The following is a 24298-nucleotide window of genomic DNA, read 5'->3' as shown; positions in this document are numbered from 1 at the left end:
GACTCTCAATAGGGCGGATTAAAGGGCGAGGTCTTGCAGTTCGAGCACCAGCGGTGACGGGCCGGACAGCTTCACCCGTTCGTGGGCCGCCAGTGACAGGGTCGCGCCCACCACGTTCGGGCGGATCGGCAGCTCGCCGGCGTCCAGGTCCAGCAGGCATACCAGCGTCACGCTGGCCGGGCGGCCATAGTCGAACAGTTCGTTCAAGGCGGCGCGGATGGTGCGGCCGCTCATCAGTACGTCGTCGATCAGCACCAGATCCTGACCTTCGATCTCGAACGGCAGGGCCGACGGGCGCACTTGCGGGTGCAGACCGTTCTGGCTGAAGTCGTCGCGGTAGAAGGACACGTCCAGGGTACCGAGGGGCGAGTCGCTGCCCAGTTCATCGAGCAAGGCCTGGGCGACCCAGACGCCGCCGGTACGAATACCGATGTAGCGCGGTTCGCTGATGCCACGGTGTTCCAGGTGTGCCTTGAGACGGATCGCCATCTGGCTGATCAGTTCGGCGGGATTGGGCAGGCTCATGGTTGCTCCTTCTTGGGCCCGAGCCCTGCCTTTGAGTAAGGCGGCGTGGTTTGGCTCGGGTTGTCGCTATAGAGAGGCGTCGAGACGACTCTTCAGGATTCGAACAGTGCGGTGTTTTCGTCGAGCCAGCCTTGCAGCAGCAGCGCGGCGGCAATGGCATCGACCGGGTTGTCGCGGTAACTGCCTTTTTGCCCGCCACGATCACGCCGCTCGCCCTTGGCTTCAAAAGTGGTCAGGCGTTCGTCGTGGGTATAGAAGGGCAGGTTGTAGCGGCCGTTGAGGCGGCGGGCGAACTTCTCGGCCCGCAGGCACATGTCGCTCGGCGTACCGTCCATATTCAGCGGCAGGCCGACCACCACGGCGTCGGGTTTCCATTCCTTGATCAGGGCTTCGACCTGATTCCAGTCTGGGATACCGTTTTGTGCCTTCAAGGTGCACAGCTCGCGAGCCTGGCCGGTAATCACCTGGCCGACCGCCACGCCGATCTGTTTGGTGCCGTAGTCAAAACCCAGGATCAGTCGCAGGGCCATCAGGCGTGGCCCGCCTGGCTGGTCAGCAGGCTGAGGTTGACACCTAAGTGCCGGGCCGCCGCTTCGAGGCGCGATTCGCTGCTGGTATTGAAGAGGATGTCGGCGTTGTACGGGCAGGTCAGCCAGGCGTTGTCCGCCAGCTCGGCTTCCAGTTGCCCGGCTTCCCAACCGGCGTAGCCGAGGGTGATCACGCTTTTTGCCGGACCGACGCCGTCAGCGATGGCGAACAGCACGTCCTGGGAGGTGGACAAGGACAGCTCGCCTTCCAGATCAACGGTCGCCTGGAAGGTTTTACCCGACGGATGCAGGACAAACCCGCGATCGGTCTGCACCGGCCCGCCGATAAAGATCGGCACGTGCTGACAGAGCACGGGCGGCTCGATGTCAGGGCGCAGTTGCTCGAGGATATCGGCCAGGTTCAGTTCTTGCGGACGGTTGACCACCAGCCCCATGGCGCCATTGGCCGTGTGCTCGACGATGTAGGTCAAGGTGTGCGCAAAGTTCGGGTCGGCCATGTGAGGCATGGCGATCAGGAAGTGATGCTTGAGGTAGCTGGGGCTGACGTTCTTCATGAGCGCTAGTGTGGCGTTGGAGGGGCGAACTGACAAGCTGGGGATGTGTAGGAAATGGCTGCGCGGGTGTGTTTTTGATCTGGGTTTGCTTGAGGGGCCCTTCGCGGGCAAGCCTCGCTCCTACAGGAGCGAAGGCGTCGGCCCGATCACCAAAAATCCATCGGTCAGTTACTGGAGAGCTTGTCCCCGCGCGCAAACTTCCACGTCCGAATGATTTCCAGCCGGTCGATGTCCGACAAATCCCCGGTAAACGGCGAAAACGGTGCCGCCAGCCGCACGATCCGCTGGGCCGCCTGGTCCAGCAACGGTTGCCCGGAGGATTCCAGCACCAGCACTTCGTACAGCGAGCCGTCGCGGTTGATCGAGACCATCAGGCGCAAGTTGCCGTAGATCTGCTTGCGTCGCGCTTCGTCGGGGTAGTTGAGGTTGCCGATGCGCTCGACCTTCTTGCGCCATTCGTCCTTGTACCAGGCGCCCTTGTCTTTCATGGTCGAAGCCGCGCTCAAGCGGTGGATGCGCGGGCGCTTGGCGTACAGCTGTTGTTCGTTGGCCAGTTCCGCTTCCAGGCTGGCAATGTCGCTGGACAACTGCGAGCTATCGAACGTCGGCGCGGCCACGGCGGGTTTGGGCGGGGTCTTGGGTTCTTCGTTCTTGGCCGGGGCTTTTTTCGGCTTCGGCGCGACGGTAGTCACCGCAGCCTTGGGCGCGGCTTCCTGCACTTCGGGCTTGGCTGCCGGCGGTGGAGTGACTTTCTGCACCTTGTTGTCCTGGAACGGCGCGACCTCGGTGGTCTTGGGGATCGCCTTTTTATCCAGGGTGCCGCTGCCTTGCTGATTTTCCTGGGCGAGGAAATCGGCTTTTTTCGGCTTGGTGTCGCTTTTGAAGGTGGCGAGGGTGATTTCCAGGGTTTTGCTGATCTGCTTGGGTTCGACCATGGAAAAGCCGACGCCCAACAGCAAGGCCAGGTGAATCAACGCCGCGAGAAACAGGGTAAAACCGAGGCGATCGGCCGGGCGCACGCCACGATGGGCGAGTTCAACGGGCAGATCGGACGGGAGCGTCATAACAGAAAAACCAACATCGCGTTTTTACGGGCTCGGCATGATAACGCAATGTTGGTTTTTAGCTTCAAGGTTCAAGCTTCAAGCGACAAGTTGCACGCCGAGCGCTTCAAACTTGCGGCTTGGAGCTTGCAACTTGCAGCTTCTTCTCGATCGCCTCCATCAGCATCCCACCGATATCGGTGCCAAACGCGTTATCAATCTCGCGAATGCAGGTCGGGCTGGTGACGTTGATTTCGGTCAGGCTCTCGCCGATCACGTCCAGACCCACGAACAGCAGGCCTTTCTCACGCAGGGTCGGGCCGACCTGGGCGGCGATCCAGCGGTCCTTGTCGCTCAGCGGACGGGCTTCGCCACGACCACCGGCGGCGAGGTTGCCACGGGTTTCGCCCGCCGCCGGAATGCGCGCCAGGCAGTAATCCACCGGCTCGCCGTCGATCATCAGGATGCGTTTGTCGCCGTCCTTGATTGCCGGCAGGTAAGCCTGGCCCATGATCTGCTGGGTGCCCAGGGCGGTCAGGGTTTCGAGGATCACCGACAGGTTCGGATCGCCCGCGCGGTGACGGAAGATCGAGGTACCGCCCATGCCGTCCAGCGGCTTGAGGATCACATCGCCGTGCTTGGCGGCGAATTCACGCAACACGTCGGCGCGGCAGCTGACCACGGTCGGTGGCGTGCACTGCGGGAACAGCGTGGCGAACAGCTTTTCATTGCAGTCGCGCAGGCTCTGCGGCTTGTTGACCACCAGCACGCCCGCGCGCTCGGCTTGCTCCAGCAGGTACGTGGAGTAGACGAATTCCATGTCGAACGGCGGATCCTTGCGCATCAGGATCACGTCCAGATCGCTCAGCAACGCGTCGGTCTCGGCTTCCAGTTCGAACCACTTCTCCGGGTTGGCGAACACCTTCAGCGGCCGCATCCGCGCCCGTGCTTCACCTTCGCCCTGGTACAAATCCTTCTGTTCCATATAGAACAGTTCCCAGCCGCGCTTCTGTGCGGCCAGCAGCATGGCCAGCGAGCTATCCTTTTTATAGGAGATGCTGGCGATAGGGTCCATGACAATCCCGACGCGAACGCTCATGGGTTTTTCCTCGAAATGGGGTGGTCCGAAAGGACACGAAAAAGTGGCGTCAGAGTGGCGCTGAGTGTGTTCCCGGTCAAGGAAAAACCACCGCGCCCGTCGGCCGATAGATTGGTCATTGAGACTGTGCTAAAAAGGTCGCCAAGTGCGACTGGCCCTTCACCATCAAGGGTTTGAAGCCGTCAAACGGACAAATTGATTCGCAAAGGCGACGGTAGAGCATTTATGGAACAGCATTCCAGCGCCTTGAAGGTCATGGTGATCGACGATTCGAAGACGATTCGCCGCACCGCCGAAACGCTGCTGAAAAACGTGGGCTGTGAAGTCATCACCGCCGTCGATGGTTTCGATGCGCTGGCCAAGATTGCCGACAATCACCCGGGCATTATCTTTGTCGACATCATGATGCCGCGCCTGGATGGTTATCAGACCTGCGCTTTAATCAAGAACAACAGTGCGTTCAAGTCCACGCCAGTGATTATGCTGTCGTCCAAGGACGGGTTGTTCGACAAGGCCAAGGGGCGCATCGTCGGCTCCGACCAGTTTTTGACCAAGCCTTTCAGCAAGGAAGAACTGCTGAACGCGATCCAGGCCCATGTTCCGGGCTTCGCCGCCGTTTTGCCGCAGTAGGACACGCACAGTGACGCTCGGCCAACGGGCCCGGCGTCGACAAGAAGAATGGGGAAGACCATGGCACGTATTCTGATCGTCGATGATTCGCCGACCGAAATGTACAAACTGACCGGCATGCTGGAAAAGCACGGTCATGAAGTGTTGAAAGCCGAAAACGGCGCCGACGGCGTGGCGCTGGCCCGCCAGGAAAAACCCGACGCCGTGCTGATGGACATCGTCATGCCCGGCCTCAACGGTTTTCAGGCCACCCGCCAGTTGACCAAAGACCCGGACACCGGGCACATCCCGGTGATCATCATCACCACCAAGGATCAGGAAACCGACAAGGTCTGGGGCACCCGCCAGGGCGCCAAGGACTACCTGACCAAACCGGTCGACGAAGAAACCCTGATCAAGACCCTGAACAACGTGCTGGCCGGTTGATCGTCCGGTCATGAGCGAGTCGCTGACGGCTTTCGAACTGCTGCTGCAGATCGACCAGCGTTGTCGCGTGCTGGCCGCAGACTTGCCGTCCCAGCCGTCGCGACAGGACAACTGGAGCGGCATCGGTTTTCGCCTGGGCGAGCACTGGTACGTCGCGCCGATGGGCGAAGTCAGCGAAGTCCTGCATGAGCCGCGCTACACCCAACTGCCGGGGGTCAAGCCTTGGGTCAAGGGCGTGGCCAACTTGCGCGGGCGGTTGTTGCCGATCATGGATGTGTGCGCTTTCTTTTCTGATCAAGAGCTCGGTCATGAGCTGTCGGCGGTGCGCAAGCAGCGGCGGGTGTTGGTGGTGGAATACAAAGACGTATTCGCCGGGTTGATGGTCGATGAAGTCTACGGTTTGCAGCACTTTGCCCAGGACAGCCTGGAAGCGGTGCCGCCGAACGAGATCAGCGGCGCGATGGACGCGTTCGTCCAGGGCCGGTTCCAGCGTGAACAGAGCTGGCAAGTGTTCAGCCCGTTTGCGTTGGCGCAGTCCCAGGATTTCATGCATGTCGCGGTGTAGGCACCGCAATCCCGTAGGAGCGAGGCTTGCCCGCGAAGGCGTCGTGTCAGTCGACATTAATGTTGAATGAATAACCGCTTTCGCGGGCAAGCCTCGCTCCTACAGGGGATGGGTTGAATTGGGCAGTACAGGCGAGGACCGATGACAAAAGCAAAAACAGGCACCCCCGAAGGGTCCCGCAGCCGTTCGCAGATCATCGTGCTGTTTATCGCGCTGATCATCTTCATCATGCTGCTGTTCGCCAACTTCGCTTACCTCAACACCCAGGCCACCTACGACAAGCAGTACATCGGCCACGCCGGTGAGCTGCGCGTGCTGTCCCAGCGCATCGCCAAGAACGCCACGGAAGCCGCCGCCGGCAAGGCTGCCGCGTTCAAGTTGCTCAGCGATGCGCGCAATGATTTTGCCCAGCGCTGGGGTTACCTGAAAAAGGGCGACCCGAGCACCGGCCTGCCGCCCGCGCCGTCCACCGTGCGCCCGGAAATGCGCGCCGTGCAGCTGGACTGGGAACGCCTGCTGAAAAACACCGACGCCATTCTGTCCAGCGAACAAACCGTGCTGTCCCTGCATCAGGTCGCCGCGACCCTGGCCGAAACCGTGCCGCAGTTGCAGGTCGAGTACGAAAAAGTCGTCGAAATCCTCCTGCAGCGCGGTGCCCCGGCAGCTCAGGTCGCGATGGCCCAGCGTCAATCGCTGTTGGCTGAACGGATTCTCGGCGCGGTGAACACGGTGTTGTCCGGCGACGAAAACTCCCAACAAGCCGCCGACGCCTTCGGCCGCGATGCCGCCCGTTTCGGTCAGGTGCTCAACGGCATGCTCCAGGGCAACCCGGCGCTGAAAGTCAGCCAGGTCGAAGACAAGGATGCTCGGGCGCGCCTGACCGAAATCTCCGAACTGTTCGAATTCGTCTCCGGTTCGGTGGACGAAATCCTCGAAACCTCGCCAGAACTGTTCAAAGTCCGCGAGTCCGCCACCAGCATCTTCACCCTGTCGCAAACCCTGCTCGATGAAGCCTCGCACCTGGCCACCGGTTTCGAAAACCTCGCGGGCGGGCGCAACACCGACACCATCGGCGGTTACGTGCTGGGCCTGTTGGCGCTGATGTCGATCATCCTCATCGGTCTGGTGATGGTTCGCGAAACCAACCGCCAGCTCCAGGAAACCGCCGAGAAGAACGAGCGCAACCAGAACGCGATCATGCGTTTGCTGGACGAAATCGAAGACCTGGCCGACGGCGACCTGACCGTGACCGCTTCGGTGACCGAAGACTTCACCGGCACCATCGCCGACTCGATCAACTATTCCGTGGACCAACTGCGCGATCTGGTGGCGACCATCAACCTCACCGCCGGCCAGGTCGCCGCCGCCGTGCAGGAAACCCAGGCCACCGCCATGCACCTGGCCCAGGCCTCGGAGCATCAGGCGCAGCAGATTTCCGAAGCCTCCACGGCAATCAACGACATGGCGCAGTCCATCGATCAGGTCTCGGCCAACGCTGCCGAATCCTCCGCGGTGGCCGAGCGTTCGGTGGAAATCGCCAACAAGGGCAACGAGGTGGTGCACAACACCATCCACGGCATGGACAACATCCGCGAGCAGATCCAGGACACCGCCAAACGCATCAAGCGCCTGGGCGAGTCTTCCCAGGAAATCGGCGACATCGTTAGCCTGATCGACGACATTGCCGACCAGACCAACATCCTCGCCCTCAACGCAGCCATTCAAGCCTCCATGGCCGGTGACGCCGGGCGCGGCTTTGCCGTGGTCGCTGACGAAGTGCAAAGGCTGGCCGAACGTTCGTCCGCCGCGACCCGACAAATTGAAACCCTGGTCCGGGCGATCCAGACTGATACCAATGAAGCGGTGATTTCCATGGAGCAGACCACCACCGAAGTGGTGCGTGGCGCGCGTCTGGCGCAGGATGCCGGGGTGGCCCTGGAAGAAATCGAAGGCGTATCGAAGACTCTGGCGGCGCTGATCCAGAGCATTTCCAACGCCGCGCAGCAACAGACGTCGTCCGCCGGGCAGATTTCCCTGACCATGAACGTGATCCAGCAGATCACCTCGCAGACTTCGTCCGGCTCCACGGCGACCGCCGAGAGCATCGGCAACCTGGCAAAAATGGCCAGTCAGTTGCGGCGCTCGGTGTCGGGTTTCACCTTGCCGACCGAGCCCAAGCCGGCCACGGACAAGGCTTGAACCGCCTGCGGGCGTAAAGAATGAAGAGTGGAGTGGTTATGGGTGATCGGCACGACTATGTGGCCCTCGAGTGGGTCAAAGGCGAGATTGCCGAAACGCTGAAGCAGGCTCATCAGGCGTTGGAGCAACTGCTTGACGACCCCCAGGCGACCTACGCGCTGGGCGAGTGCCTGGCGTGTATCCATCAGGTGCACGGCAGTTTGCAGATGGTCGAGTTCTACGGCGCGGCCCTGCTCGCCGAAGAAATGGAGCAACTGACCGCTGCCCTGCAACAAAACCGCGTCAGTCATCGCGATGAAGCCATTCATCTGTTAAGACAGGCCTTGGGGCAACTGCCGATCTACCTCGACCGGGTGCAAGGCGCACGTCGCGACCTGCCGCTGGTGGTGCTGCCGCTGATCAACGATCTGCGCAGTGCCCGAGGCGAAAGCCTGCTCTCGGAAACAAGCCTGTTCAGCCCGCAACTGCCGGACTTGCCGCCGCTGAATCCCGACGATCTGGCGCTGCTGGAACCACCCGAATTACCGAATGTGCTGCGCAAATTGCGGCAGATGTTGCAGATGGCCTTGGTCGGTTTGCTTCGCGAGCAGGATGGCGAAACCAATCTGGATTACCTGACCAAAGTCTTCGCCAAGCTCGAAGCGTTGTGCGGTGACGCGCCGCTGAGCCCGTTGTGGCAGGTCGCGTCGGCGCTGGTCGAAGGCCTGCGCAATGGCGCGATTGCCAACAGCCCGGCCCTGCGCAGCTTGTTCAAGGACGCCGACAAGGAACTCAAACGCTTGCTGGAACAGGGCATGGCCGGGGTCAATCAGGCGCCGCCGCCCGAGCTGTTCAAAAGCTTGTTGTTCTACATTGCCAAAGCCGAACATCCCACCGGGCAGATGCTGACCATGAAAGATCGCTACGGACTGGACGATGCGCTGCCTGACAGCGCGATGGTCGACGAAGAACGCGCGCGCCTCGCCGGCCCCGACCGCGATGCCATGCGCTCGGTGCTCGCCGCGCTGTGCGAAGAACTGGTGCGGGTCAAGGAACGCCTGGACCTGTTCGTGCGCAGCGACCGCCAGCACACCTCCGACCTGGAAAGCCTGCTGGCGCCCCTGCGGCAAATCGCCGACACCCTGGCGGTGCTCGGTTTCGGCCAGCCGCGCAAGGTGATCATCGATCAACTGGCGGTGGTGCTCAGCCTTGCCCAAGGCCAGCGCGAACCCAACGACGCGATCCTGATGGACGTGGCCGGCGCCTTGCTCTACGTCGAAGCGACGCTGGCCGGGATGGTCGGCACCGTGGAGCCGGAGAGCCAGGAAGAAAGCCGCCTGCCGACCACCGACCTGACGCAAATCCATCAGATCGTGATTCGCGAGGCACGGATTTGCCTGCAACAAGCCAAGGACATGATCGTCGACTACATCGACGCCGATTGGGATCGCCAGCAACTGCAACCCTTGCCGGCGCTGCTGACCCAGGTGCGCGGCGCACTGGCGATGATTCCGCTGAACCGTGCCGCGAGCCTGATCGAAGCCTGCAACGGCTTTATCCGCGAACACTTGCTGGTGGACACCGATCACCCCGGCTGGCAGCAACTCGACAGCCTGGCCGACGTCATCACCAGCATCGAGTACTACCTCGAACGCCTGAACGACGACCCGCAAGAACTCGACGAACACCTGCTCGACGTCGCGGAAAACAGCCTGGCCGCCCTCGGGTTTTTCCCTGCCGAAAAACTCGTCCCGGTACTTGAAGACGTACTGAGCCCCAACGAAGCCCAGGTCATGCAAGACCTGCAGGAACTGGACGATCCCGACACCGTGCAGTCCCTGGCCGCCGTGCTGGCCAGCCCGGTTTCAGCCGTCAACCCGCCCGCCCTGAACACCCCGGGCAGCCTGTTGCCGCCGCCAGTGGGCGAAGAACCGGTGGACGATGAACTGCGGGAAGTCTTTCTCGAAGAAACCGACGAAGTGCTGGACGTGCTGCGCGAATACCTGCCGCGCTGGTCCGCGAATGTTGACGACGCTGCTGCGCTGAGCGAACTGCGCCGCGCCTTCCACACCTTGAAAGGCAGCGGCCGGATGGTCCGCGCACTGGTGCTGGGCGAACTGGCCTGGGCCGTGGAAAACCTGCTCAACCGCGTGCTGGAACACAGCGTCGAGCCGGGGCCGGCGGTGCAGCAACTGCTGACCGACGCGCTCAACCTGCTACCGGAACTGATCACCGATTTTGCCGCCAACGCCCAGCGCCAGCGCGACGACGTCGACCGCTTGGCCGCCCGGGCTCACGCCTTGGCCAAGGGCGATGCGCTGCTGTCCGACGAAGACACCCAGGACGTCGCCGCCCTCGATCCGTTGTTGCTGGAGATCTTCCGCAACGAGGCCGAAACCCACCTCGCCAGCCTCAACCGCTACCTCGACCAAGCCGCCGAGCATGTGCCGCTGCAAGCCAGCGACGAATTGCAGCGGGCCTTGCACACGCTCAAGGGCAGCGCTTCGATGGCCGGCGTGGTGCCGATTGCCGAACTCGCCGCGCCGCTGGATCACCTGGCCCGTGAGTACAAGGCGCACCTGATTGCGCTGGACCTGGATGAGGTCGAGTTGCTGCTGGAAGCCGAAGGGCTGTTCCGCCTCGGCTTGCGTCAACTCAAGACCGATCCACTGGCCGAGATTCCCGGCGCCCGTTCGTTGATCGAGCGCACGCGAACGTTGCTGGACCAACGCCTGGAAGCGATCCTCAGCGCGCCGAATCGGGGCCTGCGGATCAAGCGCGATCCGCAGTTGATCAACAACTTCCTGGCCCAGGGGATGGACATCCTGCTCGACGCCGAAAGCCTGTTGCGCCGCTGGCAGCAACACCCCGGCGAGCGCCAGGAACTCAGCGCGTTGTTGGATGAGCTGACCACCCTCGGTGAAGGCGCGCACCTGGCCGACCTGCACCCGGTGGATGAACTGTGCGAAGCCTTGCTCGACCTGTATGGCGCGGTGGAAGAAAGCAGCCTGGCGGTCAGCGACGAGTTTTTTCATGAAGCGCAAAGTGCCCACGAAGCGCTGATCAACATGCTCGACGAACTGGCCGCCGGCCAGGAAGTCAGCCCGCAACCGGAACGGGTCCGGGCCTTGCGCGATTTGCTCGACACCAGCCTCGATCCGTCGGCCACGGGCCTGATTCGCAGCGATGGCAGTCGTAGCCTGAGCATTCGCGAACTGGGCACTGCCACCGCTGAGCTGTCGAAAACCGCGACGCAACTTGAACACGACGACGAGATCGTTTCGATCTTCCTTGAAGAAGCGGTGGATATCCTCGAAAGCGCCGGCCAGGCCTTGCAGCGCTGGTTGAACGACCCGGATAACGCCGCACCGTTGTCGTCGTTGCAGCGGGATTTGCACACCCTCAAGGGCGGCGCGCGCATGGCCGAGGTTGAAGAAGTCGGCGACCTGGCCCATGAGCTGGAGAATCTTTACGAAGGCTTGGTTGACCGCCGTTACAGCCACAGCGAAGCGCTGGCGCGGTTGCTGCAAACCAGTCATGACCGCTTGGCGGTGCTGCTGGAACAGTTGCAGCAGCAGAAAGCCTTGGGTGATCCGAGCGAGCAGATCGAAGCGATTCGCCAGTTCCGCCAAAGCCACGCCAGCACGCCAGAAGCTGTCGAGCCGACCCACGAACATGATTCCCCCGGCCATGACCCGGAGCTGCTGGAGATCTTCCTCGAAGAAGGTTTCGACATCATCGAAAACTCCGGCGCGGCGCTGGTGCGCTGGCAGGCCGAGCCGTCGAATCGCCAGGAAGTGGAAACCCTGCTGCGGGATTTGCACACCCTCAAGGGCGGCGCGCGGATGGTGGAAATCGCCCCGATTGGCGACCTCGCCCATGAGCTGGAATTCCTTTACGAAGGCTTGTCCGCCGGGGTGCTGCAACCGACGGCGCCGCTGTTCACACTGTTGCAAAGCAGCCACGATCGCTTGGCGCAGATGCTCGATGCCACCCGCGCCGGGCAACCTTGTCCGCCAGCGGACCGGTTGATTGATGCGATCAAGAATTTCAGTCATCCGGCCGTTCCTGAAGCCCCGGTAGTCGCGCCTGTTGTGGCTAAACCGGAAGTGCCGACGCCCGAGGCCGGCGCAGACATGGTCAAGGTTTCGGCCGAGTTGCTGGACGATCTGGTCAACCTCGCCGGGGAAACTTCGATCTTCCGTGGCCGTATCGAGCAGCAGGTCAACGACGCCCGCGTGGCCCTGAGCGAGATGGAAACCACCATTGAGCGGATGCGCGATCAGTTGCGGCGCCTCGACACCGAAACCCAAGGGCGGATTCTCAGCCGTCAGCAAGTCGAAGCCGAACGCCTGGGCTACGAAGAATTCGACCCGCTGGAAATGGACCGCCATTCGCAGTTGCAGCAACTGTCCCGCGCTTTGTTCGAATCCGCCTCCGACTTGCTCGACCTCAAGGAAACCCTCGACCGGACCAATCAGGACGCGGACAACCTGCTGCAACAGCAGGGCCGCATCAACACCGAATTGCAGGAAGGCCTGATGCGCACGCGCATGGTGCCGTTCGAACGAATGCTGCCGCGCTTGAAACGCATCGTGCGTCAGGTCTCCAGCGAACTGGGCAAGGACGTGGAATTCGTCGTCGGTAACGCCGAAGGCGAGATGGATCGCAACGTGCTGGAACGCATGGCCGCGCCGCTGGAACACATGCTGCGCAACGCTGTGGACCATGGCCTGGAATCCACCGAAGCGCGGATCGCGGCGGGCAAACCGGCCCAGGGTCGTATCACGCTGGACCTGTCGCGAGAGGGCGGCGACATCATTTTCGACATCCGCGACGACGGTGCCGGCGTGCCGCTGGACGCGGTGCGAAGCAAGGCGATCAAGCGCGGCATGCTCGCGCCGGACAGCGACATCAGCGACCGCGACGTCCTGCAATTCATCCTGCAACCGGGGTTCTCCACCGCCGAGAAAATCACCCAGATTTCCGGGCGTGGCGTGGGCATGGACGTGGTGCACGAAGAAGTGCGGCAACTGGGCGGCAGCATGGTGATCGACTCTGTGCCGGGGCAGGGCGTGCATTTCCGCATTCGCCTGCCGTTCACCGTGTCGGTCAACCGCGCGCTGATGGTGCAGTGTTTTGATGACCAATACGCAATCCCGCTGAACACCATCGACGGCATCGTCCGCGTGTTGCCCAACGAACTCGAAGGCCATTACCGCCTCGATCCGCCGACCTACAAATACGCCGGGCAGGACTACGAACTGTGCTACCTCGGCGAACTGCTGAAAACCAGCACCCGCCCGAAACTGCTGGGCCAGAGCCTGCCGCTGCCGGTGCTGCTGGTGCAATGCAACGAACGGCACATCGCGGTGCAAGTGGATTCCATGGCCGGTACGCGGGAGATCGTGGTCAAAAGCCTCGGCCCGCAATTTGCCGCCGTGCAGGGGTTGTCCGGGGCGACGATTCTGGGGGATGGCCGGGTGGTGCTGATCCTCGATTTGCTGGCGCCGATCCGCGCCATGCAGGCCCGCGTGCCGCAACGCCCGGTGCTTCAGGAAATGGAAGCCGAGCCGCACAAGCCGTTGCTGGTGCTGGTGGTGGACGACTCGGTCACCGTGCGCAAGGTCACCAGCCGTTTGCTCGAACGCCACGGCATGAACGTGCTCACCGCCAAGGACGGGGTCGATGCCATGTTGCTGCTTGAAGAGCACATGCCCGACGTGATGCTGCTCGACATCGAAATGCCGCGCATGGACGGCTTCGAAGTCGCCACCCAAGTGCGCGCCGACGAACGCCTGCAACACCTGCCGATCATCATGATCACCTCCCGCACTGGCCAAAAACACCGCGACCGCGCCATGGCCATTGGCGTCAACGACTACCTCGGCAAGCCGTACCAGGAATCGGTGCTGCTCGAAAGCATCGCCCTGTGGAGCAGAACCCATGCTTGAGCATCGCACCAGCAACCTCACGGGCCTGTTGCTGCCCTTGGCGGATCGCAACTTGATCCTGCCCAACGTCGCCGTCGCCGAGTTGATCGACTACCAACCGGCGGCGTTCGACCTCGATACACCGCCGTGGTACCTGGGGCTGGTGACGTGGCGGGATCGGCAGATTCCGTTGCTCAGTTTTGAGTCGGCATGTGGCAGCAAAGTGGTGATCGGCGAGCGCGTGCGCATCGTCATCCTCAATGCCCTGGGCGGGCGACCGGAGTTGAAGTTCATTGCGCTGTTGGTGCAGGGGATTCCGCGCTCGTACAAGCTCGATAGCCAGTTGAGTTATGTGGATGTGCCGTTGTGTCCGCTTGAGCAAGCGGCGGTGCAGGTGGGGGAGCAAGTGGCGAAAGTGCCGGATTTGTTGGCGCTGGAGGAGTTGTTGGTGAGTGCCGGGCTCGTCTGACGGGCCCCTTCGCGGGCAAGCCTCGCTCCTACAAGGGGCAACGTAAATCCTGTAGGAGCGAGGCTTGCCCGCGAAGGCGGCCGTCAATTCACCACAACATCAACGGCTAAACCTTGCCTGCGGCCAACGCCTCATGGTGATCCAGCACCCGCTCCACCAACAATTGCACGCCATCGGTCAAACGGCTGATCGCCAAAGCTACCGAACGGTGCGTGCCTTCCACATCGTCCGCCAAATCGGCAGCAATCGCGCTGATGGACAGCAAGTCTTCGGAAGCGTTGGCCAGCAGGGCCTCGGGGTCGTTGATTCCCGGGGCAACGGCGAAGAGTTGGTATTTCCGGCGCTTGGCGGGTTTTGCATCCGCCGGGGGGAAGTAATGGGCGAAGGCGCGGTCGGCGGCTTCTTTCATCTTTTCGGCATCGAGGGATGGTTGGGAATCGGTGCCGGATTCTGGGGGGTTGGGGGTAGCTTTGAACATAGTGAAATCTCCAGTAATGAGTTTCAGCTGCTCCCTCGGTTCCAGCCGAAGGGGTGGCAGCTGTACGCGGGCTGGAACCCGAGGTGGAGAAAACCCGGTAGACCCGAAGGTCTCCCGCGCACAGCCGCCATAACTGAATGCACACATTAAAGGTGCGCAAGCATACGTCATGAGGGGCGCTTTCGCGCCTTCTACACCTCGGGATTCCAGACCCGGTCGCTGAATTGGCAGCGACACACAAACGATAAAGATCAACGCAAAACCCCACCAGTCAGCGTGTTCCCCCATTGCTGTAGGCAGTGACGTCAGACCGCGTAGCCGCCAACCCTTCCTGCGCCGCAACTTTTAAACACAAATCCCCCGGCGGTCGAACTCCCTGTGGCGAGGGGGCTTGCCCCCGTTGGGCTGCGAAGCAGCTCCAAAATCTGCAACCGAGGTGTATCAGGCACACCGGGTGCGATGGTTTTACGACTGCTGCGCAGCCGAACGGGGGCAAGCCCCCTCGCCACAGGAGTTGATCGTTCCCACGCGCAGCAAAGGAATGCAGCCCGGGACGCTCCGCGTCCCAAGAGCCGAACGCGGAGCGTCCGTTGAGGCATTCCCACGCAGAGCGTGGGAACGATCAAAGTCCCAAAAAGGGACTGATCGGTCCTCTTTTGGGACTGATCGAAGATCGCGGTGATTGGTCTGGCCTCTTCGCGGGCAAGCCTCGCTCCTACAGGTTTGTGTCGTTCGCAGAGGTTGTGTACGACGCGACCTTGTAGGAGCGAGGCTTGCCCGCGAAGGCGTCAGCCCGGCCAACCATTACCCTGACCGTAACGATCCGTCGCTCTGCTTGATTGATGCCCACTCCCCAACCCTCCTAAGGTGGCCCCACGACAGCGAACCCGTGGAGTGGTCATGACAACAACAATATCCCCCGACTCGCGATGGACGCGCCGGCGCAGCGAGAAGCAGCGGCGTCTTGAGTTGGTCAAAGGTTTTGCCGACGGCGTGGTGTTGCCCACCGACAAGATCGTCGCAGCGCTGGAGGCGTTGATTCTGCCCGGCGACCGGGTGGTGCTGGAGGGCAATAACCAGAAGCAGGCGGATTTCCTGTCGCGCTCCCTGGCCAAGGCTGATCCGGCCAAGTTGCACGATTTGCACATGATCATGCCCAGCGTCGGCCGCTCCGAGCACCTCGATTTGTTCGAACGGGGCATCGCCCGCAAGCTCGATTTCTCCTTCGCCGGCACCCAGAGCCTGCGCATCAGCCAGTTGCTGGAAGATGGCCTGCTGGAAATCGGCGCGATCCACACCTACATCGAACTCTACGCACGACTGGTGGTGGACCTGATCCCCAACGTCGTGCTCTCCGCCGGTTTCATGGCCGACCGCGCCGGCAACATCTACACCGGGCCGAGCACCGAAGACACCCCGGCATTGATCGAACCGGCAGCCTTCAGCGATGGCATCGTTATCGTCCAGGTCAATCAACTGGTGGACGACGTCACCGATCTGCCCCGCGTTGATATCCCCGCGTCCTGGGTCGATTTCGTGGTGGTGGCGGACAAGCCGTTCTACATCGAGCCGCTGTTCACCCGCGACCCTCGCCACATCAAGCCTGTGCACGTATTGATGGCGATGATGGCGATTCGCGGGATCTACGAAAAACACAACGTCCAGTCCCTGAACCACGGCATCGGTTTCAACACCGCCGCCATCGAATTGATCCTGCCGACCTACGGCGAATCCCTCGGCCTCAAAGGCAAGATCTGCCGCAACTGGACCCTCAATCCGCACCCAACCCTGATCCCGGCCATCGAAAGCGGTTGGGTCGAGAGTGTGCATTGCTTCGGCACTGAACTGGGGATGGAAAACTACATCGCCGCCCGGCCCGACGTGTTCTTCACCGGGCGCGACGGCTCGTTGCGTTCCAACCGCATGTTCTGCCAACTGGCCGGACAGTACGCGGTGGACCTGTTCATTGGCGCGACCCTGCAGGTCGATGGCGACGGTCATTCCTCCACCGTAACTCGCGGACGTTTGGCCGGTTTCGGTGGCGCGCCGAACATGGGTCACGACCCGCGCGGTCGGCGTCATGGCACGCCAGCCTGGCTCGACATGCGCCACGACGATGCGCCGGAAGCCTTGCTCGAGCGCGGCAAAAAACTCGTGGTGCAAATGGTCGAGACGTTCCAGGAGGGCGGCAAACCGACCTTCGTCGAAACCCTCGACGCGGTGGAAGTGGCGCGTAAAAGCGGCATGCCGTTGGCGCCGATCATGATCTATGGCGACGACGTCACCCACCTGCTGACCGAAGAAGGCATCGCCTACCTGTACAAGGCGCGCTCGCTGGAAGAACGCCAAGCGATGATCGCGGCGGTCGCGGGCGTCACCGTGATCGGCTTGCGCCACAACGCGAAAGACACCGCCCGCATGCGCCGCGAAGGTTTGATCGCCTTGCCCGAAGACCTCGGCATCCGCCGCACCGACGCCACCCGCGAATTGCTTGCGGCCAAAAGCGTGGCCGATCTGGTGGAGTGGTCCGGTGGCCTCTACAACCCGCCCGCCAAGTTCAGGAGCTGGTAAATGCACGCACTTAACCTGCAACCCAAAACACTGACCCTGGCCGAGCGGCTGGCGGATTTGGCGGTGGACGCGCTGATCGACGAAGCAGACCTGTCGCCGAAACCGGCGCTGGTGGACCGTCGCGGCAACGGAGCGCACACCGATTTGCACCTGGGCTTGATGCACGCTTCGGCGCTGTCGTTATGGCCGGCGTTCAAGGAAATGGCCGACGTGGCCATCGAATTTGGCGACGTCGGTCTGCCGTTGCGCGAAGCCCTCGGACGGATCGGTCGGGAAGGGGAGCAAGCGATGCTCGCCACCACCGATGGCGTGAATACTCATCGTGGGGCGATCTGGGCGCTGGGGCTGTTGGTCGCTGCCGCCGCCCTTGAAAACACCAACGCCAGCGCCGTCACGCTGTGCGCCGCACGTTTGGCTTTGCTCGACGACCGTCACGCGCCACGCCCGCTAAGCCACGGCGCCCAAGTCGCCCAACGCTACGGCGCACGCGGTGCCCGTGAAGAAGCGCAACTCGGCTTCCCTTCGGTCCTGCAACGTGGGTTACCCCAACTCAAACGCAGCCGCGCCCTGGGCCACGGCGAACAAAACGCACGCCTCGACGCCTTGCTCGCGATCATGACCCGACTGGCCGACACCTGCGTGCTTTACCGCGCCGGCGAACAGGGCCTGCAAACCATGCAACTCGGTGCTCAAGCGGTGCTCGACGCGGGCGGCAGTGCCAGCCTCGGTGGTCGTCGCCGCTTGCATGAACTGGATGAACAACTCATCGCGTTGAACGCCTCGCCGGGTGGAGCCGCTGATTTGCTCGCCGCGTGCCTGTTCATCGACCGCCTCGAATCCGGAGCTTTCTGATGGAAACCTTATCCTTTGAATTCCCCGCCGGGCAGCCGCCCCGGGGCCGGACGCTGGTGGGCTGTGTTGGCTCGGGCGATCTGGAAGTGCTGATCGAACCGGGTGTGGCCGGCAAGTTGACCATCCAGGTGCAGACCTCGGTCAATGGCGCCGAACAGCGTTGGCAGCATCTGTTTGCGCGGATGTTTGACGGTCAGACGCCGCCCGCCATGGCCATCGATATCCACGACTTCGGCGCGACACCGGGTGTGGTGCGCTTGCGTCTGGAGCAAGGCTTTGAGGAGGTCGGCCATGACTGATCTCCTCAGCAAGCACAGCTTCGTCGAACTCGGTGCGCGGCAACGGGCGAAAACCTTGCTCGACGCCGGCACCTTCCGCGAATTGCTCGACCCGTTTCAACGCGTCATGTCGCCGTGGCTGTCGCGCCAGGGCGTGGTGCCGCAAGCCGATGACGGCGTGGTGATCGCCAAGGGCAGCATCGGCGGTTTGCCGGTGGTGATCGCGGCGATTGAAGGCGCGTTTCAGGGTGGGAGCCTTGGAGAAGTCGGCGGGGCGAAGATTTCTGGTGCGCTGGAACTCGCCGCCGAAGATAACCGCAAAGGCATTCCAACCCGCGCCGTGTTGCTGCTGGAAACGGGCGGCGTGCGGTTGCAGGAGGCCAATCTCGGATTGGCAGCGATTGCGGATATCCATGCGGCGATTGTCGATTTGCGTCAGTACCAGCCTGTTGTTGGCGTGGTGGCGGGCAGCGTCGGTTGCTTTGGCGGGATGTCGATTGCCGCCGGGTTGTGCAGCTATTTGCTGGTGACTCAGGAAGCGCGGCTTGGTCTCAACGGTCCGCAGGTGATCGAGCAGGAAGCGGGGCTTGAGGAATACGACTCCCGGGATCGTCCTTTCATCTGGAGCCTGACCGGCGGCGAGCAGCGGTTCGCCAGTGGTTTGGTGGATCGTTATGTGGCCGATGATGTGGCGCAGATTCAACTGCAGGTCAGTGAATTGCTCAAGCAAGGCTTGCCGGAGCAGCAACGTAGCCAGCAGGCCGGGTTGTTTCTGGAGCGCTTGGCGCGATTGGATGCTGAACCGCAAATCGAACCGTCGGTGGTTCGCGATCTGTATCAAGGAGAGCGCTCATGAGAGGTTTGAACTGGTTTAACGCCTTGAGTACCGGTGCGAAACCGGTCGAAGGTTTGCCTGCTTCGTTGAAGGTGGCCGACGGCTTTTTGGGTGATGTATCCGTGCGGTTTATCGCAGTGGTGACTGATCCCGACAACCGCTTCGTCCGTGCCCGCAACGGTGAGGTCGGTTTGCTGGAAGGTTGGGGGTTGGCCAAAGCTGTGGATGAAGTCATCGCGGCCGACAGCGATAAATCTCAGAAGCGTGCCTTGATCGCCATCGTCGATGTACCCAGCCAAGCCTACGGCCGCCGCGAAGAAGCCCTCGGTATTCATCAGGCATTGGCTGGTGCGGCGGACAGTTATGCTCGTGCTCGACTGGCCGGACACGCGGTGATCGGTTTGCTGGTGGGCAAGGCGATGTCCGGGGCGTTTCTCGCTCACGGGTATCAAGCCAATCGACTAATTGCCTTGCGCGATCCCGGCGTAATGGTTCACGCCATGGGCAAGGCGTCGGCGGCGCGGGTGACGTTGCGCAGTGTCGAAGAACTCGAAGCCCTGGCCGCCAGCGTGCCGCCGATGGCGTATGACATTGAAAGCTACGCCAGCCTCGGTTTGCTCTGGGAAACCTTGTCGGTGGAGCAGATTGAGCAGCCGACGGCGCAAGATCTGACCCGCGTGACGGAATGCCTGAATCAAGCGATCAGCGATGTCGCCGCGAAGGGTCGTGATTTGAGCAGTCGCTTGGGCGCCAGCAATCGCGCGGCATCGAGCAAGGTGCGTGAACTGCTGAGAGCGCAGTGGTGAATACGTTTCTGGCTCACGACTTGCTCTGGGGCATGACCCCGGAGCAGTTGCCGCTGGATGCGCCGATGTGGGCGACAGACGCTTTGGCTCAGGGTCAGCCAGTGGTGGTCCGGCGTGCGTTGTGCGCATCGGGCCAGATTGCCGTCGGCGTGCGTGGACCGTTGCGTGAGCAGCGGTTTGCGACGGTGATGGTAGTCGAGGCGATTCAGCGTCGGGTCAAACCTGAAGATCTTCGTCATGTTTCGATTGATCGGGATCTACCCGCATTGCGCGCACTGACTCAACTGCGGGCGATGCTGGATGCTTGCGGTTTCGTCTGGGGTATCAGCGGCAGCGCCGGTTTCGAATTGGCCAGTGGTGTTCAGGCCTTGCATGAGCGCAGCGACCTCGACTTGATCCTGCGCACACCGCAACCTTTGAGCCGGGTGCGGGCTCAGGAACTGGTGAAGATTTTTGATACCGCCGCGTGTCAGGTGGACATGCAATTGCAGACACCTTCCGGCGCCATCGCCTTGCGCGAATGGGCCGGGCCAGCGCGGCGAGTCCTGCTGAAAAACGCTACTGAAGCCTGTTTGGTGCTTGATCCATGGAACCCTCAGGAGCAAGCAGCGTGAGCAGCCTGTTGGTGTTCCCCGGCCAGGGCGCGCAACAGCCGGGCATGCTGCAGCGTTTGCCTCGGGAAACGGTGAGCGAGGCGAGTGAAGTCCTCGGTGAAGACGCGTTGCTGCTGGATTCTACCGAGGCCTTGAAGACGACGCGGGCGGTGCAGCTTTGCCTGCTGATCGCTGGTGTTGCGGCTTCCCGGCAACTACAGGAACCGGCGGATTACGTGGCCGGGTTGTCCATCGGCGCCTATCCGGCAGCGGTGGTTGCCGGGGCTCTGGGCTTCAGCGATGCCCTGCATCTGGTCAGCCTGCGCGGTGAGCTGATGCAACTGGCTTATCCACAGGGCTACGGCATGACCGCGATCATCGGTCTCGATTTATCCACCGTCGAACAGTTGCTCGCGCAGGTTCACAGCAATGAAACGCCGGTGTACCTGGCCAATATCAACGCCGATAACCAGGTGGTGATTGCGGGTAGCGATGGGGCGATGAAAGCCGTGGCGCAGTTGGCGAAAGGTCACGGTGCAGGTCTGGCCAAGCGTCTGGCCGTCAGCGTGCCGTCGCACTGTCCTTTGCTGGACGCGCCAGCGAAAACCCTCGCCGAAGCCTTCGCCAAGGTGTCACTGAAAACCCCATCGATGGGCTACCTGAGCGGCAGTCGCGCCCGGCCCATCGTCAACGTCGAAGCCCTGCGCGACGACCTCGCTTTCAATATGTGCCGCGTCGTCGATTGGCGCGGCACCGTGCAAAGCGCCTACGAGCGCGGCGTACGGCTACAAATCGAACTGCCGCCCGGTGCGGTGTTGACCGGGCTGGCGCGCCGGGTGTTCGAGCAGGGCACCGTGATTGCCTTCGACGGTGCTCGCCTCGACACCTTGCAAGCGCTGTTGCGTGAGGAGGGAAGCCGCCAACCTTAAGACACCGACTCAGGCGTTCGAACAAACAAAAACAACATTCGAAAATGCATTTTGAGGACTACAACAATGATTATTTACGGTGTGGCGTTTCTCGCCTTTTGTACCCTGACGGGTATTTTTATCGGCGAGTTGCTTGGCAAGCTGATAGGCATCCCCGCCAACGTCGGTGGTGTCGGCATTGCGATGTTGCTGTTGATCGGCCTCGGCAGCTACCTCTACAAAACCGGCTGGCTCAAAGGCAAGACCGAGCAAGGCGTAGAGTTCTGGAGTGCGATTTATATCCCGATTGTCGTCGCCATGGCCGCACAGCAAAACGTGTACGGCGCGCTCAAGGGCGGGCCGATGGCGATTCTGGCTGGCGTGGCTGCAGTCACCATCGCGTTTGCCCTGGTTCCGGTCCTGGTTCGTATTGGCAACAAAGAACCGGCCCCGATCATTCCTCCTAAGACTGTCGGGTGAGCGCCATGTACGAATCGATGATGAAGGTGATTACCGGCTACGGCTTGATCAGTGGCTTTGCGATTGTCGGCGTGACCATGTGGGTGTCCTACTGGATTTCCAATACGTTCACCAAAGGCCGCTTGCACGGCTCGGCCATCGCCATTTTGCTTGGCCTGTTGTTGTCGTATGTCGGCGGTGCACTGACCGGTGGCCAGAAGGGCGTGGTGGACATCCCGCTGCTGTCCGGGATCGGTCTGTTGGGCGGTGCGATGTTGCGCGATTTTGCCATCGTGGCCACCGCGTTCGGCGTCAGTGTCGATGAGCTCAAGCGTGCCGGATTCGTCGGCGTGCTGGCCTTGTTCGTGGGTGTCGGGACCTCGTTCATTGCGGGGGTCGCGGTGGCCATGGCTTTCGGCTACACCGATGCGGTGAGCCTTACCACCATTGGGGCCGGGGCCGTGACGTATATCGTCGGTCCGGTAACCGGGGCCGCCATCGGCGCCAGCTCCGAGGTCATGGCGCTGTCGATTGCAGCCGGGTTGATCAAAGCCATTTTGGTGATGGTAATGACGCCGTTCGTGGCGCCGTTGATTGGTCTGAACAATCCACGCAGTGCGGTGATTTTCGGCGGCTTGATGGGCACGTCCAGCGGAGTGGCGGGCGGGTTGGCCGCCACGGATCCGAAGCTGGTGCCTTATGGTTGCCTGACCGCAGCGTTCTATACCGCGCTGGGTTGTTTGCTCGGGCCGTCGCTGCTGTTTCTGATCATGCGTGGGTTAATGGGCTGACGCCTTCGCGGGTGTCTTGACCGCTAATGATCGTTCTCACGCCCAGCGTGGGAACGATCAGGTGGAGGTATTGCGATTGGCATACATCCGACACTCCGCCAGCAACGCCAGCAAGTTCGGATCGCGCTCCTTGGCCTTCAGGAACACCACGCCAATGTGCTGCTGCAACCGGTACTTTTCCTGCAACGGGATCAGCTTCACCCGGTTCTCATACACCGCCGCAATCCGCCCCGGCAGCAACGCATAACCCACTCCCGAGCTGACCATGCTCAGCAGGGTGAAGATGTCGTTGACCTGCATCGCCACTTTCGGCTCGAAACCCGCCTGCTTGAACACCCGGATCCCGTCCTGGTGCGTGGCGAAGCCCTGGGTCAGGGTGATGAAGGTTTCGTCGCGCACTTCCGCCAGGTCGACTTCCGCCCGTTGGGCAAACTTCGAATCGGCCGGGGTGGCGAGGAAGATGTCGTCGGAGAACAGTTGAATCTGCTCGCAGTCCGGGTCGTTGACGCTGTCGTCCAGGGACACCAGGATCGCGTCGACTTCCATGTTTTTCAGCTTGTAGAGCAGGTCAATATTCGAGCCGAGGATCAAGTCGATGTTGAGTTCACTGCGGCGGATTTTCAGGCCCATGATCAGCTGCGGCACGGTCTTCACCGTCAGCGAATACAGCGAACCGAGTTTGAAGCGTTCCGCCGAGAACCCGGCCGCTTCGCGGGTCAGGCGCACGCTTTCGACCACGTCCTGAATTAGCTTCTGCGCCCGTTCTTCCAGCACATAAGCGCTTTCCAGCGGCGTCAGGTTACGGCCTTCGTGCTTGAACAACGGACAGCGCAGTGCGCTTTCCAGAGAGTGGATGGCGCGGTGCACGCTGACGTTGCTGGTCTGCAACTCGGCAGCGGCCCGGGCCAGGTTGCCGGTGCGCATGAAGGCCAGGAACACCTCGAGTTTTTTCAGGGTCAACTCTTCGTCGATCAGCATGGGCCGCACTCTTATTCGAATGGCTCGATTGTGCACGCATGTTGGGAATACGGGGATATGTGTCCTGAAACATTGCGCTTTTAGTCTCAAGGGCTGAGCCTTGCGCCATGTTGTAACGAAATTTGAGGAAAGCGATTCATGTATCACGGGGAAAGATTGAACGCCTGGACGCATTTGGTCGGGGCGGTGGCGGCGACGGTCGGGGTGGTGTGGATGCTGGTGATCGCCAGCATGGACGGCAGTCCGTGGAAGATTGTCAGCGTGGCGATTTACGGTTTCACCTTGATGGTGCTCTACAGCGCGTCGACCGTGTACCACAGCGTGCGCGGGCGCAAGAAAGAGATCATGCAGAAGGTTGATCACTTTTCGATCTATTTGCTGATCGCCGGCAGCTACACGCCGTTTTGCCTGGTGACCCTGCGTGGGCCGTGGGGCTGGACGTTGTTCGGCATTGTCTGGGGATTGGCGCTGATCGGCATCCTGCAAGAGATCAAGCCGCGCTCGGAGGCGCGGATTCTGTCGATCGTGATCTACGCGGTGATGGGCTGGATCGTGCTGGTGGCGGTCAAGCCGCTGCTTGCGGCGCTGGGCTCGACCGGTTTTGCCTGGCTGGCGTCGGGTGGGGTGTTGTACACCGTGGGCATTATCTTTTTTGCCCTCGACCATCGCCTGCGCCATGCCCACGGGATCTGGCATCTGTTCGTGATCGCCGGGAGCCTGCTGCACTTTGTGGCGATTCTGTTTTACGTGCTCTAAACGATAATGCGTCCTGTAGGAGC

The 24298-nt window shown here is 61.7% G+C and carries 23 protein-coding genes; 16 read left to right on the top strand and 7 right to left on the bottom strand.

The window, feature by feature from the left end; all coding sequences use genetic code 11:
* Nucleotides 1-18: 18 nt before the first annotated feature.
* The 5 genes from pyrR to gshB all read right to left on the bottom strand — a co-directional run bounded on the left by pyrR (nt 19) and on the right by gshB (nt 3769).
* On the bottom strand, nt 19-525 hold the full coding sequence (gene pyrR / locus FQ192_RS17705) for a bifunctional pyr operon transcriptional regulator/uracil phosphoribosyltransferase PyrR (protein ID WP_149659723.1): 507 nt from the start codon (nt 523-525) through the stop codon (nt 19-21).
* A 92-nt stretch (nt 526-617) separates the two neighbouring features.
* Nucleotides 618-1055: a Holliday junction resolvase RuvX gene (ruvX, locus tag FQ192_RS17700; RefSeq protein ID WP_005792259.1), complete on the bottom strand. Its 438-nt coding sequence runs from the start codon at nt 1053-1055 to the stop codon at nt 618-620.
* On the bottom strand, nt 1055-1627 hold the full coding sequence (locus FQ192_RS17695; RefSeq protein WP_123404202.1) for a YqgE/AlgH family protein: 573 nt from the start codon (nt 1625-1627) through the stop codon (nt 1055-1057). The genes ruvX and FQ192_RS17695 overlap by 1 nt, the downstream gene beginning before the upstream one ends.
* Nucleotides 1628-1791: 164 nt before the next feature.
* Nucleotides 1792-2691: an energy transducer TonB gene (locus FQ192_RS17690; protein WP_149659722.1), complete on the bottom strand. Its 900-nt coding sequence runs from the start codon at nt 2689-2691 to the stop codon at nt 1792-1794.
* A gap of 106 nt (nt 2692-2797) precedes the next feature.
* Nucleotides 2798-3769, bottom strand: coding sequence for a glutathione synthase (gshB, locus tag FQ192_RS17685; protein WP_149659721.1), 972 nt, complete (start codon nt 3767-3769; stop codon nt 2798-2800).
* Nucleotides 3770-3994: 225 nt separating this feature from the next.
* Between gshB and pilG the strand changes: the two genes are divergently transcribed.
* The 6 genes from pilG to FQ192_RS17655 all read left to right on the top strand — a co-directional run bounded on the left by pilG (nt 3995) and on the right by FQ192_RS17655 (nt 13970).
* On the top strand, nt 3995-4399 hold the full coding sequence (gene pilG / locus FQ192_RS17680) for a twitching motility response regulator PilG (protein ID WP_111448588.1): 405 nt from the start codon (nt 3995-3997) through the stop codon (nt 4397-4399).
* Between the two features lie 60 nt (nt 4400-4459).
* Nucleotides 4460-4825, top strand: coding sequence for a twitching motility response regulator PilH (gene pilH / locus FQ192_RS17675; protein ID WP_027926574.1), 366 nt, complete (start codon nt 4460-4462; stop codon nt 4823-4825).
* A gap of 10 nt (nt 4826-4835) precedes the next feature.
* A complete protein-coding gene (locus FQ192_RS17670) occupies nt 4836-5390 on the top strand; it encodes a chemotaxis protein CheW (RefSeq protein ID WP_149659720.1) in 555 nt (184 codons plus the stop codon).
* 141 nt (nt 5391-5531) lie between these two features.
* On the top strand, nt 5532-7589 hold the full coding sequence (locus tag FQ192_RS17665; RefSeq protein ID WP_149659719.1) for a methyl-accepting chemotaxis protein: 2058 nt from the start codon (nt 5532-5534) through the stop codon (nt 7587-7589).
* 38 nt (nt 7590-7627) lie between these two features.
* Nucleotides 7628-13522, top strand: coding sequence for an Hpt domain-containing protein (locus tag FQ192_RS17660; RefSeq protein WP_149659718.1), 5895 nt, complete (start codon nt 7628-7630; stop codon nt 13520-13522).
* Nucleotides 13515-13970, top strand: a complete 456-nt coding sequence (locus tag FQ192_RS17655) for a chemotaxis protein CheW (RefSeq protein WP_133835604.1) — start codon at nt 13515-13517, stop codon at nt 13968-13970. The genes FQ192_RS17660 and FQ192_RS17655 overlap by 8 nt, the downstream gene beginning before the upstream one ends.
* A 106-nt stretch (nt 13971-14076) precedes the next feature.
* On the opposite strand, the gene FQ192_RS17650 is transcribed toward FQ192_RS17655, so the two are convergent.
* Complete coding sequence (locus FQ192_RS17650) at nt 14077-14448, bottom strand: DUF6124 family protein (protein ID WP_149659717.1); 372 nt, start codon at nt 14446-14448, stop codon at nt 14077-14079.
* Between the two features lie 900 nt (nt 14449-15348).
* Here FQ192_RS17650 and mdcA point away from each other — a divergent pair.
* From mdcA to madM, 9 genes are all read left to right on the top strand, one after another.
* Nucleotides 15349-17019 (top strand): malonate decarboxylase subunit alpha, encoded by a 1671-nt coding sequence (gene mdcA, locus FQ192_RS17640; protein WP_149659716.1) that lies wholly within the window; start codon nt 15349-15351, stop codon nt 17017-17019.
* Complete coding sequence (locus FQ192_RS17635) at nt 17020-17871, top strand: triphosphoribosyl-dephospho-CoA synthase (RefSeq protein ID WP_149659715.1); 852 nt, start codon at nt 17020-17022, stop codon at nt 17869-17871.
* Nucleotides 17871-18170 (top strand): malonate decarboxylase subunit delta, encoded by a 300-nt coding sequence (locus FQ192_RS17630; RefSeq protein ID WP_149659714.1) that lies wholly within the window; start codon nt 17871-17873, stop codon nt 18168-18170. The genes FQ192_RS17635 and FQ192_RS17630 overlap by 1 nt, the downstream gene beginning before the upstream one ends.
* Nucleotides 18163-19005, top strand: coding sequence for a biotin-independent malonate decarboxylase subunit beta (locus FQ192_RS17625; RefSeq protein ID WP_149659713.1), 843 nt, complete (start codon nt 18163-18165; stop codon nt 19003-19005). The genes FQ192_RS17630 and FQ192_RS17625 overlap by 8 nt, the downstream gene beginning before the upstream one ends.
* On the top strand, nt 19002-19790 hold the full coding sequence (gene mdcE, locus FQ192_RS17620) for a biotin-independent malonate decarboxylase subunit gamma (RefSeq protein WP_149659712.1): 789 nt from the start codon (nt 19002-19004) through the stop codon (nt 19788-19790). The genes FQ192_RS17625 and mdcE overlap by 4 nt, the downstream gene beginning before the upstream one ends.
* Nucleotides 19784-20404, top strand: coding sequence for a malonate decarboxylase holo-ACP synthase (locus FQ192_RS17615; protein WP_149659711.1), 621 nt, complete (start codon nt 19784-19786; stop codon nt 20402-20404). The genes mdcE and FQ192_RS17615 overlap by 7 nt, the downstream gene beginning before the upstream one ends.
* Complete coding sequence (gene mdcH, locus FQ192_RS17610) at nt 20401-21312, top strand: malonate decarboxylase subunit epsilon (protein ID WP_149659710.1); 912 nt, start codon at nt 20401-20403, stop codon at nt 21310-21312. Before FQ192_RS17615 ends, mdcH begins: the two co-directional genes overlap by 4 nt.
* Before the next feature lie 66 nt (nt 21313-21378).
* Nucleotides 21379-21771: a malonate transporter subunit MadL gene (gene madL, locus FQ192_RS17605; protein WP_149659709.1), complete on the top strand. Its 393-nt coding sequence runs from the start codon at nt 21379-21381 to the stop codon at nt 21769-21771.
* A gap of 5 nt (nt 21772-21776) precedes the next feature.
* Nucleotides 21777-22541 (top strand): malonate transporter subunit MadM, encoded by a 765-nt coding sequence (gene madM, locus FQ192_RS17600; RefSeq protein ID WP_149659708.1) that lies wholly within the window; start codon nt 21777-21779, stop codon nt 22539-22541.
* Nucleotides 22542-22598: 57 nt separating this feature from the next.
* On the opposite strand, the gene FQ192_RS17595 is transcribed toward madM, so the two are convergent.
* Nucleotides 22599-23519, bottom strand: a complete 921-nt coding sequence (locus FQ192_RS17595) for a LysR substrate-binding domain-containing protein (RefSeq protein ID WP_149659707.1) — start codon at nt 23517-23519, stop codon at nt 22599-22601.
* A 138-nt stretch (nt 23520-23657) separates the two neighbouring features.
* Between FQ192_RS17595 and FQ192_RS17590 the strand changes: the two genes are divergently transcribed.
* The gene (locus FQ192_RS17590) at nt 23658-24275 is read left to right on the top strand and encodes a hemolysin III family protein (protein ID WP_054044362.1); all 618 of its coding nucleotides are present in this window, start codon (nt 23658-23660) and stop codon (nt 24273-24275) included.
* Nucleotides 24276-24298: the final 23 nt, after the last annotated feature.

Origin of the sequence: Pseudomonas sp. ANT_J12, from assembly GCF_008370045.1 — a bacterium.
Lineage (GTDB): Bacteria > Pseudomonadota > Gammaproteobacteria > Pseudomonadales > Pseudomonadaceae > Aquipseudomonas.
The sequence above is the reverse complement of the archived record's forward strand: the minus strand, read 5'-3'. Positions and strand labels throughout refer to the sequence as shown.

What these genes read in the sequence shown, in the direction of transcription:
- pyrR (WP_149659723.1), bottom strand. Translation starts at nt 525, where the DNA reads ATGAGCCTGCCCAATCCCGCCGAACTGATCAGCCAGATGGCGATCCGT.
- ruvX (WP_005792259.1), bottom strand. Translation starts at nt 1,055, where the DNA reads ATGGCCCTGCGACTGATCCTGGGTTTTGACTACGGCACCAAACAGATC.
- FQ192_RS17695 (WP_123404202.1), bottom strand. Translation starts at nt 1,627, where the DNA reads ATGAAGAACGTCAGCCCCAGCTACCTCAAGCATCACTTCCTGATCGCC.
- FQ192_RS17690 (WP_149659722.1), bottom strand. Translation starts at nt 2,691, where the DNA reads ATGACGCTCCCGTCCGATCTGCCCGTTGAACTCGCCCATCGTGGCGTG.
- gshB (WP_149659721.1), bottom strand. Translation starts at nt 3,769, where the DNA reads ATGAGCGTTCGCGTCGGGATTGTCATGGACCCTATCGCCAGCATCTCC.
- pilG (WP_111448588.1), top strand. Translation starts at nt 3,995, where the DNA reads ATGGAACAGCATTCCAGCGCCTTGAAGGTCATGGTGATCGACGATTCG.
- pilH (WP_027926574.1), top strand. Translation starts at nt 4,460, where the DNA reads ATGGCACGTATTCTGATCGTCGATGATTCGCCGACCGAAATGTACAAA.
- FQ192_RS17670 (WP_149659720.1), top strand. Translation starts at nt 4,836, where the DNA reads ATGAGCGAGTCGCTGACGGCTTTCGAACTGCTGCTGCAGATCGACCAG.
- FQ192_RS17665 (WP_149659719.1), top strand. Translation starts at nt 5,532, where the DNA reads ATGACAAAAGCAAAAACAGGCACCCCCGAAGGGTCCCGCAGCCGTTCG.
- FQ192_RS17660 (WP_149659718.1), top strand. Translation starts at nt 7,628, where the DNA reads ATGGGTGATCGGCACGACTATGTGGCCCTCGAGTGGGTCAAAGGCGAG.
- FQ192_RS17655 (WP_133835604.1), top strand. Translation starts at nt 13,515, where the DNA reads ATGCTTGAGCATCGCACCAGCAACCTCACGGGCCTGTTGCTGCCCTTG.
- FQ192_RS17650 (WP_149659717.1), bottom strand. Translation starts at nt 14,448, where the DNA reads ATGTTCAAAGCTACCCCCAACCCCCCAGAATCCGGCACCGATTCCCAA.
- mdcA (WP_149659716.1), top strand. Translation starts at nt 15,349, where the DNA reads ATGACAACAACAATATCCCCCGACTCGCGATGGACGCGCCGGCGCAGC.
- FQ192_RS17635 (WP_149659715.1), top strand. Translation starts at nt 17,020, where the DNA reads ATGCACGCACTTAACCTGCAACCCAAAACACTGACCCTGGCCGAGCGG.
- FQ192_RS17630 (WP_149659714.1), top strand. Translation starts at nt 17,871, where the DNA reads ATGGAAACCTTATCCTTTGAATTCCCCGCCGGGCAGCCGCCCCGGGGC.
- FQ192_RS17625 (WP_149659713.1), top strand. Translation starts at nt 18,163, where the DNA reads ATGACTGATCTCCTCAGCAAGCACAGCTTCGTCGAACTCGGTGCGCGG.
- mdcE (WP_149659712.1), top strand. Translation starts at nt 19,002, where the DNA reads ATGAGAGGTTTGAACTGGTTTAACGCCTTGAGTACCGGTGCGAAACCG.
- madL (WP_149659709.1), top strand. Translation starts at nt 21,379, where the DNA reads ATGATTATTTACGGTGTGGCGTTTCTCGCCTTTTGTACCCTGACGGGT.
- madM (WP_149659708.1), top strand. Translation starts at nt 21,777, where the DNA reads ATGTACGAATCGATGATGAAGGTGATTACCGGCTACGGCTTGATCAGT.
- FQ192_RS17595 (WP_149659707.1), bottom strand. Translation starts at nt 23,519, where the DNA reads ATGCTGATCGACGAAGAGTTGACCCTGAAAAAACTCGAGGTGTTCCTG.
- FQ192_RS17590 (WP_054044362.1), top strand. Translation starts at nt 23,658, where the DNA reads ATGTATCACGGGGAAAGATTGAACGCCTGGACGCATTTGGTCGGGGCG.